Consider the following 14,355-nt stretch of genomic DNA (forward strand, 5'->3'; position numbering starts at 1 on the left):
CCAGGGCCTGTCTCTCGGACGCCGTCGGATCAGGGCACGGCGTCGGGTGCGTCGCGAACCGGCAAGGATCCGGGAGAGGCCCTGGGCCCCGGTCGGCCCACCGTGCGCCTCCAAGCCCGCTGTCATCGGAATCCTCGCTGTCATCGGTGAATCCACCTGGTCACACAGGCTGTGCGGCAGCCCTGACCTGGGCAGGAATAGGAGAACCATGCTCCAGTACGACCTGCGTCCCGGAACCGCACCACAGGCTCCGCGTTCCAGATCCCGTGACGCGGTACTCGCCGAACTCTCTCCCGTACTGTTCTCGTCCCTCCAGCGCAGCGACCAGTGCAGGAAGGGAATGCACTACGTGCGCGGCCTGCTGAAGGCCCAGGGGCGCAAGTCGATACGCAATCTCGCGGCGCTGTTCGGAGACGAGGTCTCCGAACAGAACCTCCATCACTTCATCTCCGGCTCCACCTGGGACTGGGTGCCCATCCGGCGCGCCCTGGCCCAGCACCTGACGGGCGTCACGCCCCCACAGGCCTGGGTGGTGCGGCCGATGATCATCCCCAAGTCGGGGCAGCACTCGGTCGGGGTGGACAAGCGCTTCGTCCCGGCCCTGGGGCAGGTGCTGAACGCACAGCGTGCCATCGGGGTCTGGGCGGCCTCGGAGGAGGCGAGCGTGCCGATCAACTGGCGCCTCCACCTGCCCAATGCCTGGCTGAAGGACGACCTGCGGCGCAGCCGGGTGTCGATCCCGGAGGGAGTGCACGCCGAGGACCTGAGCGAGTGCGTGGTCAGAGCCCGCGCCGAGATCGCGACGGACTGGGAACTGCCCGGCCTGCCCACGGTGTTCGACACCTGCGAGGCGGACCCGGTGACGATCTTCGGGAGGCTCGCGGCACGGGGAGCCCCGCTCCTCGTGCGGATCGGCTGCGACCAGCGTCTCGCGGTGACGGACACCGTGCTCCCCGCGAGCGGAGGCAAGCTGCTGTCCGCGTTCCAGATCATGAGCCAGGTCAAGGACATGCGCAGGCCGGTCATCTGGAGGAGGCCCGATGCGGAGCCGGCGCAGCGGACGTACCTGGCGGCCGCCGTCGATGTCGCCCTTCCCTCCGAGTCCGCGCCGACCGGGGCCGGTGACGGCCTGCGGCTGCTGGGGGTGGGGGAGGAGAACCGGCCCTGGCCGACGTCCGTGTGGCTGACCAACATGACCACCGTGTCGCCGGCCTCCCTGGTGAGGCTGAGCAGGCTCCCCGACATGGTCGACCGCGACTTCGAGGAGATCTCCGACCGGGTGGGCATCCGGGACTTCACGGGGCGCTCCTTCGGCGGCTGGCACCGCCACGTCACACTCGCCTCGGCCGCCCACGCGGTCGTCGCCCTGGCGGACCGGGCCGGCTGACCGCCCGCTGAACCGCCGTCGGGCGGGCGGTCGACAGGCCGCCCGCCCGACGGCATCGACGGCTCCGAACCTACCGCCGCAGGCGGCGCCTTCTCCGGTCCGCGCTCGCCGACCTGACGGATCCGTCCCCACCTGACGGAAATCCGCCCACCTGACGGAGTGCCGGTCGTCTGACGGACCGCGCCCCACTTGACGGATTTACTCCGGAAAACTTTGTCGGCCCTTGGCTTGCATTACATGATCTAGAGGGCGGGCGTCATCCGCCGGTGGCCCGTAGGCCCGTGCGGTGCGAACGAATGCCGATTTCCAGGCCGTTCACGTGTGCGCGAATCACCGCCCGCCCCCTCAAGAAATCTCTCATCGCCTCCGCGAATGGAAAATACAGTGGACGACGCTCTGCTTGACATTCGGTCTGCAAAGGCGCTGCAACAGCCGCCGTGGGAAGACCTGGCCCACGTCCTGCAGGTGCGGAAGGAACTCGCGACCCGCCCCCCGCTCGTCGAGGCCGGCGACGTGGACGAGTTGCGCTCCCTGCTGGCCCGCGTCGCCGCGGGGGAGGCCCATGTGGTGCAGGCGGGCGACTGCGCGGAGGATCCCGCGGACAGCACCGCCGGCCACGTCGCGCGCAAGGCCGGACTGCTGAGCATGCTCGCCGGTGCGATGGAGATCGACACGGGCCGGCCGGTGGTCCGCGCAGGACGGCTGGCCGGCCAGTTCGGCAAGCCCCGCTCACGGCCCACCGAACGCGTCGGAGACCTCGAACTCCCGGTCTACCGCGGGCACATGGTCAACAGCCCGGAACCCGACCCGGAGCTCAGGCGGCCCGACCCGGAACGTCTGCTGACGGGATATCAGGCCGCCTACGACGTCATGGGATACCTGGGTTGGCGCAACCCTCGCGGGCACACCCGCATCGGCGCGCCCGTCTGGACGAGTCACGAGGCGCTGCTCCTCGACTACGAGGTCCCCATGCTGCGCCGGGACGAGCAGGGGCGGTTGCTGCTCGCCTCCACGCACTGGCCCTGGATCGGCGAGCGGACCCGGCAGGTCGACGGCGCCCACGTGGCGTTGCTCGCCGGGGTGGCCAATCCCGTGGCCTGCAAGGTCGGTCCCGGCATGGAGGCGGACGAGCTGCTGGCCCTCTGCCGACGGCTCGACCCCGAGCGGGTCCCGGGCCGGCTCACCCTGATCGCCCGGATGGGCGTCGAGGCGGTGGGTGAGCGGCTGGCCCCGCTCGTCGAGGCCGTCCGCGCCGCGGGACACCCGGTGATCTGGCTCACCGACCCCATGCACGGCAACACCGTCAGCACTCCGGACGGGCTCAAGACCCGCTTCGTGGAGGCGATCACGCGCGAGGTCGAGCAGTTCCAGCAGGCCGTCAGGAGCGCGGGCGGCGTCGCGGGCGGGCTCCATCTGGAGACCACCCCCGACGAGGTGACCGAATGCGTGCGGAGCGAGTCCGAGATCGGCCTCGTCGGGACGGCGTACGCGAGCCTCTGCGACCCCCGGCTCACCCCCGTCCAGGCGCTGTCCGTGGTCTCGGCGTGGCGGGTGGCCGAGCGGGAGGCGGCGGTCGCCGCCTGAGGCGTGACGCCCGACCCGCGCCGGTGCGGGCGTTCGGCCGTCGCGCCGGTGCGGGCGTTCGGCCGCCGCGGTGCTGCGGCTCGGGCAACCCACCAAGCCCAGGAAGTTCACGAAGCCCAGAAATCCAGAGACCCAGGAGAGGAAGGCCATGGCGGGCATTCCCCCGATCGAGCCGTACCCGCTGCCATCAGCGGAGGACCTGCCCGGCAGCACCGCGCACTGGACCGTGGACCCGGACCGGGCGGCCCTGCTCGTGCACGACATGCAGAACTACTTCCTACGGCCCTTCCCCGAGACCGTCCGCGAACCGCTCGTGGGAAACGCCGCCCGGCTGCGCGAACGCGCCGCCGCGGTGGGCATGCCGGTGGCGTACACCGCGCAGCCCGGCGGCATGACGGAACAGCAGCGCGGCCTGCTCAAGGACTTCTGGGGGCCGGGCATGCGGGTGGACCCGGCGGACCGCGAGGTCGTCGCGCCCCTGGCTCCGCGGCCCGACGACGCGGTGTTCACCAAGTGGCGCTACAGCGCCTTCTTCCGCTCCGGCCTGCTCCAGTGGCTGCGGGAGCGCGGTCGCGACCAGCTCGTCATCTGCGGTGTGTACGCACACGTGGGCGTGCTGATGACCGCGGTCGAGGCGTTCACCAACGACATCCAGCCGTTCCTGGCGGCCGACGCCGTCGCGGACTTCTCCGAGGAGTACCACCGGCTGGCCGTCGAGTACGCGGCGCAGCGCTGCGCCGCCGTCGCCACGACGGACGCGATCCTCGCCTCGCTGGAGACGCCCGCCGCCCTGGCCGGACACGACGTGCGTGCCGGACACGGTGGACGCGAGGGGGCCGCATGACCGGGACCGAGGCGGCGGTGACGGCGGTCGCGGAGCTGGTGGACCGGGTGCTCTCGCCGCATCCGCCCGCCTTCGCGCTGCTGCACCGCCCTGAGGCGACCGGTCCGGACGAACTGGAAGTCCTGGTCGGCGAGATCTCGACGCCCGCGAGCACGGCGGACATCCCCGTCCCCGCGCGACCGGCACGAGGCGCCGACGCGCGCCACGACGTGCTGGCGCTCATCCCCTACCGGCAGATCGCGGAGCGCGGTTTCGTCGGGGCGGACGACGGCGAGCCGCTGATCGCGATGACCGTCACCGGACAGGGGCGGCTGCCGCTGGCCGAGGCGCTGCGGAGGCTTCCGGACGTGCCGACCGAACTGGCCGACGGTCACTTCGACGTGGCCGACGACGCCTACGCCGAGATCGTCCGCAGGGTCATCGCGGACGAGATCGGCGAGGGCGAGGGCGCGAACTTCGTCATCAAGCGCTCGTTCGTCGCCGACATCACCGACTACACGCCGCACAGCGCGCTGTCGTTCTTCCGCCGGCTCCTCCAGGGCGAGTCGGGCGCCTACTGGACCTTCGTCATCCACACCGGCGACCGCACCTTCGTCGGCGCCACCCCCGAGCGGCACATCAGCCTCGCGGACGGCACGGCGGTCATGAACCCCATCAGCGGCACCTACCGCTACCCGGCCTCCGGGCCGACCCTGCCCGAGGTCATGGACTTCCTCGCCGACCGCAAGGAAGCCGACGAGCTCTACATGGTGGTCGACGAGGAACTCAAGGTGATGGCCCGGATCTGCGAGTCGGGCGGCCGCGTGGTGGGCCCCTACCTCAAGGAGATGGCGCGGCTCGCGCACACCGAGTACCTCATCGAGGGGCGAAGTGCCCTCGACCCCCGGGTGATCCTGCGCGAGGGGATGTTCGCCCCGACCGTCACCGGAAGCCCGGTGGAGAGCGCCTGCCGGGTCATCAGCCGGTACGAGCCGCAGGGGCGCGGGTACTACAGCGGGGTGGTGGCGCTCATCGGCCGCGATGAACAGGGTGGTCCGGCCCTGGACTCGTCCATCCTCATCCGTACCGCCGACATCGACGGCTCGGGCCGGGTGCGGATCGGCGTGGGTGCCACGCTCGTCCGGCACTCCGATCCGGCCTCCGAGGTCGCGGAGACCAGGGCGAAGGCGGCCGGGCTGCTCGCGGCCCTGCGGGCGGACGGGCCGGGCCGCGGGCCCGCCGCTCCCGCCGGAGCGCCGACGGGCGGGCCGGTTCGCTTCGGTGAGCACCCGGACGTGCGGGCAGCCCTGGAGCGGCGCAACGCGACGCTCGCCGGCTTCTGGCTGGAGAAGGGCCCGGCGGGATTCCGCCCGGTGCCGGCGCTGGCGGGCCGCAGCGCACTGGTCGTGGACGCCGAGGACACCTTCACCTGGATGCTCGACCACCAACTGCGCGCCATGGGCCTGTCGGTGACGGTCCGACGGTTCGACGAGCCGTACACCCTGGCCGGTCACGACCTCGTCGTGATGGGCCCGGGGCCGGGGGACCCTCGGGAGCTCGGCCATCCGAAGATCGCCCATCTGCGCTCGACCATCGACACGCTGCTCGACGAGCGGCGGCCGTTCCTGGCGGTCTGCCTCAGCCACCAGGTGCTCAGCATGCGCCTGGGCCTCCCCCTGGTCCGTCGGGAGGTCCCCAACCAGGGGGTGCAGCGGGAGATCGACTTCTTCGGCGCCCGCGAGCGGGTCGGCTTCTACAACACCTTCGCGGCCCGCAGCCGCGAGGACGAGGTCGCGTGCCCCGGTGTGGGTGTGGTCGAGGTGAGCCGGGAGCGGGAGACCGGTGAGGTGCACGCGCTGCGCGGCCCGCACTTCGCCTCGATGCAGTTCCACGCCGAGTCGGTGCTCACGGAGGACGGTGCCCGCCTCGTCGGTGACCTCATGACCGAGGCCCTGGGCGAACGGGTCTCCTGAGCGCGCCCGCTCCCACGGGCGCACGGCCCTCCTGCCACCGGTCCCACCGGCGGCAGGAGGGCCGTCGGCGTCGCCCCGACCGGTCGATCCCGTCCGGTTCCCGCGCCTGCGGTATGAGGGATCACGGATCACCAAGTGACCGGCAACGCCTGTAGGCCGCGGAAGACCAGTTCCGGCACGTAGGTGAGCTCGGACTCGTCAACGGCGAGGCGCAGTCCCGGATACCGTTTCACCACGGACCCGATCGCCACCCGCATCTCCCGGCGGGCCAGTATCGCGCCGAGGCAGAAGTGCGGCCCGTGCCCGAAGGCGAGGTGCGCGCATCTCGCCCTGTGCGGCCCGCAGTTCGTCCGGAGTGATGTCCGTGACGAACAGCCGCCTGGTCCACCTGCGGATGGCCTCCGCCTCGGAGTAGGGCACGCCGAGCAGCTCGCAGATGACCATCAACGGCAGTGGAGCGCAGAGACCTGCCACAAGATCCGCGGTCGGATCGAGGGAGTCGAGCAGGGAGTCCACGATGGACTGCACGCGTGGCTCGAGCTGATCGACCATGCGCGGGCTGAACGCCTGCGACATCAGCTTGCGCAGACGGGCGTGGCGCTCGCCGTCCAGGCTGGAGACCAGTAACGGGTCGCCGGCGACGGACAGTTTCAGCGGGCTGCCCGGAAGTGTGGCCGCCTCCCGGCTGAACCGGCTGTCGCTCAGAACCTGGCGCACCGCCTTGTAGGAAAGGGCGAGCCAGACGTCTGCCGTACCCATCGTCGCGAGGACGACCGGAGCCTGCGCGAGCAGAGCCTCGGCTTCGGGCTCGTTGTCGAGGTGGTGTGGTGTGGTGAGGGGAAACGTGGCTCGCATCGCTACCTTCTGACTGGATGTCACCAGACCCGGGCACCGGGTGCCGGGCGCGAACGGCCGGGACCGATGCACGGATCGGTGACAGCTGGGTTGTGTGCCGCCGGGGGCGGTGGCGCTTCGCGATCGTCTCGACGTCGACGGGGGTCAAACGGTTCGGCCGGAGCTGCCGGCGGCGCCGGTGGTCGGTTCGCTCGATCCGGGTGGTGACCGCCGTGCGGAGGTCTTCCCGGGTGGCCGGATGACGGTCGAGGACGTTCTTCGGCGCGAGTGCGAATGGGATTCTAGGACGTTGTCACCGGCGGCGTCGACGGTGTCCATGAACCCGGCCCGGCCGTGGCGGTGAAGGGCGTGGACGAACTACCGTGAACGCACCGGCAGATTCGCCAGCAGGTCCGTCGGCCGACACTGCGACGGGCCGTCCGTAAGAAACGACGTTTCACGGGGCACGGGATGGATCTCGCCACGGTGCCTTGGTCATGCAGGCATATGACGTTGCGATGTGCCTCGTTTGAGCCAGCCTTCGCGTGGCCTATGGCGATGGCGTGATGTTGCTGCCATGCTCATCTGCGCGGCGGAACGATCATCGCCTCGGCCCCTACGCTCAGCTCACCAGTGCATCTTCCTCGAAGAGGGTCGCCAACGCCGTCGCTCTCGAGGACCGCTCCACTGATCCATGCGCCCGAAGCGCGGTCGAGTCCGGGTCCGGATACCACCGGGTCGCAGGGCTGCCCGCGCGCTCGATGATCCGGCCGCTCGCGCGGCCGGAGCCGCACCATCGGGACTGCTACGGAAACACCCCGCCTTCCTTCATCCCCCCCGGCTCACGAGGTGTCTTTGTGATGCGCTTCCCCCTGGATTCGGATGCCGATCGTGTCGCCGTCATCGGAATGGCGGGCAGGTTGCCGAAAGCCCCGGATCCGGAGGCGTTCTGGCGACTGCTGTGTGACGGGGCCGACGCGATCACCGCGCCGCCCGTGGGCCGGCAGGGCGTACGGCACGGCGGCTACCTGGACCGGGTGGACGGCTTCGACGCGGCGTTCTTCGGTGTGTCCCCCCGCGAGGCCGCCGGCATGGACCCGCAGCAGCGGCTCATGCTCGAACTCGCCTGGGAGGCACTGGAGGACGCCCGGATCCTTCCGGGCACGCTGACGGGCGGCCCGACGGGGGTGTTCGTCGGCTCGATGTGGGAGGACTACACGTCCCTGACCTACCCCGGTCACATCACGCCGCACACGCTGACCGGCACCAACCGGGGCGTCATCGCCAACCGCGTCTCGCACTTCCTCGGTGTACGCGGACCGAGCATGACGGTCGACACGGCCCAGTCGTCGGCGCTGGTCGCGGTGCATCTGGCGGTCGAGAGCCTGCGCCGCGGGGAGTCGGCGCTCGCCCTGGCCGGCGGGGTGAACCTCAACCTGACCGCCGCCCGCGAGGAGGGAGCGGCGGAGTTCGGCGGCCTGTCCCCGGACGACCGCTGCTTCACCTTCGACGCCCGGGCCAACGGCTTCGTGCGCGGCGAGGGCGGCGCCTTCCTCGTCCTGAAACCGCTGGACCGGGCCCTGGCCGACGGGGACCGCGTCTACGGTGTCATCCGGGGCAGCGCGGTCAACAACGACGGCGCCACCCGGAGCCTGACCGTGCCCAGCGCGCAGGCCCAGGAGCAGGTCATCCGCGAGGCACTGGACCGCGCCGGCGTGCGTCCCGCGGACGTGCAGTACGTGGAGCTGCACGGCACCGGCACCGCCGTCGGCGACCCCATCGAGGCCGCCGCCCTCGCGGCGGCCTACCGCGACCCGGCCGGGTCCGGCGACGCCGACAACGCCCTGCGGGTCGGCTCCGCCAAGACGAACATCGGCCACCTGGAAGGCGCCGCGGGCATCGTCGGTCTGCTCAAGGCCGTCCTCAGCGTGTACCACCGCGCACTGCCGCCGAGCCTGAACTACGAAACCCCCAACCCCGGCATCCCCCTCGACGCACTGGCGCTGCGGGTCCAGACCGCTCTGACCCCCTGGCCGCGGCCGGACGCGCCCCTGCTCGCCGGCGTGTCGTCGTTCGGCATGGGCGGCACAAATGCGCACGTGATCGTCGAGCAGGCGCCCGATGCGGCCGCGCCGCCGGCCCGGCGGCCCGCCCCCGAGGCCCGGCCGGCGCCGTGGATCGTCACGGCGCGGACCAAGCAGGCGCTACGAGCACAGATCGAGCGCCTGCGCGAACACGTGCGCAGCCACCCGGACCTGACCGGCGCCGAGGTCGCGCACGCGCTGGCCACCACCAGAACCCGCTTCGCGCACCGCGCGGTCCTGCTCGACTCCGCCCAGGTCGCCGCCGGCCGGGCCGGCACCCCGGGCCGTACCGTCTTCGTGTTCCCCGGCCAGGGCGCGCAGTGGGTCGGCATGGGCCGGGAGCTGTACGACGCGTACCCCGTCTTCCGGGCCGCCATGGATGAGTGCGCCGAGGCACTGGCCCCGTACACCGACTGGTCCCTGGCCGATGTCCTGGACGGCGCCCCGCTCGACCGCGTGGACATCGTGCAGCCCGCCCTGTTCGCGGTGATGGTGTCCCTGGCGGAGCTGTGGCGCTCCTTCGGCGTCGAGCCCGACGCGGTGGTCGGGCACTCGCAGGGCGAGATCGCCGCGGCGTACGTCGCGGGCGCGCTGTCGCTGTCCGACGCGGCCCGGATCGTGGCACTGCGCAGCCGCGCGCTGGTGGCGCTGACCGGCCGGGGCGGCATGGTGTCCGTGGCCCTGTCCGCCGAGCGGGCCGAGGACTACGTGTCGCGCTGGGGCGGCGCGCTGACGGTCGCCGTGGTCAACGCCCCCGGCTCGGTCGTGGTGTCCGGCGACACGCAGGCCCTGTCCGAACTGGTCGAGTCCTGCGCGGCGGACGGTGTCCGCGCACGCGTCGTCCCGGTGGACTACGCCTCCCATTCCGCGCACGTCGAGGCGATCCGCGAGCGGCTGCACACCGAACTGGACGGTGTGCGGCCTCGGCAGGGCACCATCCCGTACTACTCCGCGGTCACCGGCGGCCTCCTCGAGGACACCACGGAGCTCGACGCCGGCTACTGGTACCGCAACCTGCGCGAGCCGGTCCGCTTCGACCTGGCCACCGCCGCACTGCTGGCGGACGGGCACGACGTCGTGGTCGAGGCCAGCCCGCACCCGGTGCTGCTGCCCGCCCTCGAACAGATCATGGAACAGGCCCGCGAGCGGACCGGCGCGCCCGGCGTCGCCACCGGCACGCTGGGCCGTGACCGGGGCGGGCCGGACGCCTTCCTGACCGCGCTGTCCCGGCTGTTCGTGGCCGGCGTGCCGGTCGACTGGTCCCCGGCCGTCGCCGAGGCCGCGCCGGTCGACCTGCCCACGTACGCCTTCCAACGCCGTTCGCACTGGCTGCCCGAAGCGACAGCCGGGCAGAGCGGACGGACCCCGGCCGGCCCGGGGACGCACGCAGCGGAGACCGCCGCGCCCGGCCGGCCGGACGGCGGCCCGGAGACCGGCGACACCGGGGCGGGCCACACGGACACCGGCGACCCCGAGTCGGGCGACACGGTCGACGCGGCCGCCGTGGTCACCGCGCAGATCGCACTCGTGCTGGGCCACGAGAACCCCGCGGACATCGATCCCGCGCTCACCTTCAAGGACCTCGGCTTCGACTCGGTCACCGGGCTCGAACTGCGCAACCGCCTGGTCGGCGTCCTGGATCGGCAACTCCCCTCCGGTCTCGTCTTCGACCACCCGACGCCCGCGGAGCTGATCGACTGGCTGCGCACCGGCCCCGGCGACCGGCCGGCCCCCGCCGCCCAGGCCGCCCACGACGACCCGGTCGTCATCGTGGGGATGGGCTGCCGCTTCCCCGGCGGGGTGGCCTCGCCGGACGACCTGTGGCGGCTCGTCGCGGAGGGCGTGGACGCGATCGGCGACTTCCCGGACGACCGCGGCTGGGACCTGGGCGGCCTGTACGACCCGGACCTGCGCGGCGCGGGCACCACGTACATCACCCGGGGCGGGTTCCTGGAGGCGGTGGCCGGATTCGACGCTCCGTTCTTCGGCATCTCGCCCCGCGAGGCGCTCGCCATGGACCCGCAGCAGCGGCTCGTGCTGGAGACGGCCTGGGAGACGTTCGAGCACGCCGGGATCGACCCGGCCTCGCTGCGCGGCAGCCACACCGGCGTGTTCACCGGCGTCTGGTCGTCCGGCTACGCGACCGGGCCGGGCCTGCCGGAGGACCTGGAGGGCTACCTGTTCACCGGCGTAGCGACCAGCGTCACGTCCGGCCGGGTCGCCTACCACCTCGGGCTGCGCGGTCCGGCGCTGTCCGTGGACACCGCCTGCTCGTCGTCCCTGGTCGCCGTCCACCTGGCCGCCCAGGCCCTGCGCGCGGGCGAGTGCTCGCTGGCGCTCGCCGGCGGTGTCACGATCATGGCGACACCGCTGGGCTTCACCGAGTTCTCCCGCCAGCACGGCCTCGCGGCGGACGGCCGCAGCAAGCCCTTCGCCGCCGCGGCCGACGGCACCAGCTGGGCCGAGGGCGCCGGCTTGGTGCTGCTGGAGCGGTTGTCGGACGCCCGCCGCAACGGCCACCGGGTGCTGGCGGTCGTCGCGGGAAGCGCGGTCAACCAGGACGGGGCGTCCAATGGGTTGACCGCGCCGAACGGTCCGTCGCAGGAGCGGGTGATCCGTCAGGCGCTGGCGAACGCCGGGTTGGAGGCGTCCGAGGTGGACGCGGTGGAGGCCCACGGCACCGGCACCACCCTCGGCGACCCCATCGAGGCCCACGCCCTGCTGGCCGCCTACGGTCAGGACCGGGACGAGCCGTTGTGGCTGGGGTCGGTGAAGTCCAACATCGGCCACACCCAGGCGGCGGCCGGCGTCGCGGGCCTGATCAAGATGGTCATGGCGATGCGGCACGGCGAACTGCCGCGAACCCTGCACGTGGACGCCCCCTCCCCGCACGTCGACTGGACCTCCGGCGGCGTCCGGCTGCTGACCGAGGCCCGGCCGTGGCCGGAGCACGAGCACCTGCGCCGCGCCGGCATCTCGGCCTTCGGTATCAGCGGCACCAACGCCCACCTGATCATCGAGCAGTCCTCCGACCCGGACCCCGTCCACCTTCCCGAACCCGCCGGCCGGGCCGCCCCCACCGCCTGGCTGCTGTCCGCGCAGACCGACGCCGCGCTGCGCGCCCAGGCCGAGCGGCTGCACGCGTACGCGACCGCCCACCCCGACGTCCCGGCCGCCGCGATCAGCCGCGCACTGGCCGCCCGCACCCGGTTCGAGCACCGGGCCGCGGTGGTCGGCGCCGACCGGGACGACCTGCTGTCCGGCCTGGCCGCGCTCCCGCCGGGACTGCCGGGCCTGCCGGCCCGTACCGGCGGGACCGTGTTCGTCTTCCCCGGACAGGGAGCGCAGTGGGCGGGCATGGGCCGTGACCTGTACGAGCAGTCCGAGGTCTTCCGCGCCGGCATCGACGCCTGCGCCGCCGCCCTGGCCCCGTACACCGACTGGTCGCTGGTCGACGAACTGCGCCACGGCTCGCTGGACCGCGTCGACGTGGTGCAGCCGGCCCTGTTCGCCGTCATGGTGGCGCTGGCCGACCTGTGGCGGTCCTACGGCGTGCGGCCGGACGCCGTGGTCGGCCACTCCCAGGCGGAGATCGCCGCCGCGTACGTCGCCGGCGCGCTGTCGCTGCGGGACGCCGCCAAGGTCGTGGCGTTACGGTCCAGGGCACTGGCCGTCATCGCCGACCGGGGCGGCATGGTGTCCCTCGCGCTGTCCGTCGAACAGGCCGCCGGCTACCTGGCCCGTTGGGGCGAGCGGCTGACCACCGCCGTGGTGAACGGACCCGCGGCGGTCGTGGTGTCCGGCGGCCTCGACGTGCTGGACGAACTGCTGGCCGCCTGCGAGGCCGACGGCATCCGCGCCCGCCGCCTGCCCGTCAACTACGCCGCCCACTCCGCGCAGGTCGAGGCGATCCGCGAGCAACTGCTCGCCGAACTGGCCGACATCACGCCCCACTCGGCGGCGGTCCCGTTCTACTCCACGGTCACCGGCGAGCCGGTCGACACCTCCGCCCTCGACGCCGACTACTGGTACCGCAACCTCCGCGAACCCGTACGGTTCGACCTGGCCACCGCCCGGCTCACCGCCGACGGCCACGACCTGTTCCTGGAGGTCAGCCCGCACCCGGTGCTGGTGCCCGCGCTGGATGTCGCCGCCACCGGAACACTGCGCCGCGACCACGGCGGCCTCACCGAGTTCCTCGCCGCGGCGGGACGCCTCCACGCCGCCGGAGCCGACGTCGACTGGACTCCGGTCCTGCCCCGCACCGCACCCAGGGCGGACCTGCCCACGTACGCCTTCCAACGCGAGCCCTACTGGGTGACCGCGACCCCGCCGGTGCCCCGTGACGACTGGCGGTACGAGGTGGCGTGGGCGCCGACGAGCGGTACCGCGGCCCCGGTCGACCCGGACCGCTGGCTCGTCCTGGCCCCGACCGGGCACCCGTGGGCCGAGGCCCTGCGCGAACGGGGCTTCGCGGTGGCCGACACCTGGGACGCAGCCGACACCGGGGACGCCCGGCCCGGGCCGGACGGTGTGCTGTCGCTGCTGGCGCTGGACGAGGAGCCGCACCCCGACCACCCGGTGCTCCCGGCGGGCCTGGTCCGCACCCTGGATCTGGTCCGCACCCTGGACCCGGCGCGCAGCCTGGACCCGGTCAGGACGGCGGCCGTCCCGCTGTGGTGCGCGACCAGCGGAGCCGTGAGCACCTCGGGCACCGACCCGGTCACCAGCCCGGCCCAGGCCCTGGCGTGGGGCACCGGGGCGTCCGCGGCGCTGGAGTTCCCGCAGGGCTGGGGCGGCCTGGTCGACCTTCCCGCCGTGCCCGACGAGGAGAGCGTGAACGCGCTGCTCGTCGTGCTCGCCGGCACGGGCGAGGACCAGGTGGCGATCCGCGGCACCCGGCGCTTCGCCAAGCGGTTGCGCCGTAAGGCCTCATCGGGCCCGGCCGCGCGGTCCTGGCGGCCGCGGGGCGCGGTGCTGGTCACCGGCGGCACCGGCGCGCTCGGCGGACACGTGGCCCGCCGCCTCGCGCGGCAGGGCGCGGAGCACATCGTGCTGGCCTCCCGCCGCGGCCCCGACGCCCCCGGCGCGGCCGGCCTGCGCGACGAACTGGAGGCAGCCGGGGCGCGGGTGACCGTGGCGGCGTGCGACGTGGCCGACCGGGACGCCCTGCGGGACCTCGTCGAGCGCGTCGGCGACATCCGCGCGGTCTTCCACACCGCCGGCGCGATCAGGGCGACCAGGCTGGCCGACACCACACCGGCGGAGTTCGCCGAGGTCATCACGGCCAAGGTCGCCGGGGCGGCGAACCTGGCGGAACTCCTGCCGGACCTCGACGCCTTCGTCCTGTTCTCCTCCACCGCGGGCGTGTGGGGCGACGGCCACGGCGCGGCCTACGCCGCCGGCAACACCTTCCTCGACGCCCTGGCCGCACAGCACCGGGCCCAGGGCCGCGCCACGACCTCCGTCGCGTGGGGCATCTGGGCCGAAGGCGGCATGGCGGCCCTGGAGCCCGTGCAGCGCCAGCGCACCCTGCTCGGCCTCGGCGAACTGGACCCGGGCCGGGCACTCGACGCGCTGCAGGACGTCCTCGACCACGACGAGGCCCTCGCGGTCGTCACCGAGGCAGACTGGGCACAGTTCGCCCGCGCCTACACCCACGCGCGGCCG

5 protein-coding genes and 1 pseudogene are annotated in these 14,355 nt (G+C 73.1%); 5 read left to right on the top strand and 1 reads right to left on the bottom strand.

Annotated features, from left to right (window positions below):
* Positions 1 to 208: 208 nt before the first annotated feature.
* The 4 genes from J0670_RS01460 to J0670_RS01475 all read left to right on the top strand — a co-directional run bounded on the left by J0670_RS01460 (position 209) and on the right by J0670_RS01475 (position 5,767).
* Complete coding sequence (locus tag J0670_RS01460; RefSeq protein WP_207808796.1) at positions 209 to 1,387, top strand: transposase; 1,179 nt, start codon at positions 209 to 211, stop codon at positions 1,385 to 1,387.
* A gap of 384 nt (positions 1,388 to 1,771) precedes the next feature.
* Positions 1,772 to 2,971: a 3-deoxy-7-phosphoheptulonate synthase gene (locus tag J0670_RS01465; protein ID WP_207808797.1), complete on the top strand. Its 1,200-nt coding sequence runs from the start codon at positions 1,772 to 1,774 to the stop codon at positions 2,969 to 2,971.
* 148 nt (positions 2,972 to 3,119) lie between these two features.
* Positions 3,120 to 3,815 carry an isochorismatase family protein gene (locus J0670_RS01470; protein ID WP_207808798.1) on the top strand — a complete coding sequence of 232 codons (696 nt, stop codon included), beginning with the start codon at positions 3,120 to 3,122 and terminating at the stop codon, positions 3,813 to 3,815.
* Positions 3,812 to 5,767 carry an anthranilate synthase family protein gene (locus J0670_RS01475; RefSeq protein WP_207808799.1) on the top strand — a complete coding sequence of 652 codons (1,956 nt, stop codon included), beginning with the start codon at positions 3,812 to 3,814 and terminating at the stop codon, positions 5,765 to 5,767. The genes J0670_RS01470 and J0670_RS01475 overlap by 4 nt, the downstream gene beginning before the upstream one ends.
* A gap of 128 nt (positions 5,768 to 5,895) precedes the next feature.
* On the opposite strand, the pseudogene J0670_RS40440 reads toward J0670_RS01475, so the two are convergent.
* A pseudogene (locus J0670_RS40440) lies at positions 5,896 to 6,048 on the bottom strand (cytochrome P450); the annotation flags it as partial.
* 1,413 nt (positions 6,049 to 7,461) lie between these two features.
* Between J0670_RS40440 and J0670_RS01485 the strand changes: the two are divergent.
* Positions 7,462 to 14,355: type I polyketide synthase (locus tag J0670_RS01485; protein ID WP_279382919.1), on the top strand; the 6,894-nt coding region annotated here is incomplete at its 3' end.

Origin of the sequence: Streptomyces sp. FH025 (assembly GCF_017427025.1) — a bacterium.
Classification (GTDB): Bacteria; Actinomycetota; Actinomycetes; order Streptomycetales; family Streptomycetaceae; genus Kitasatospora.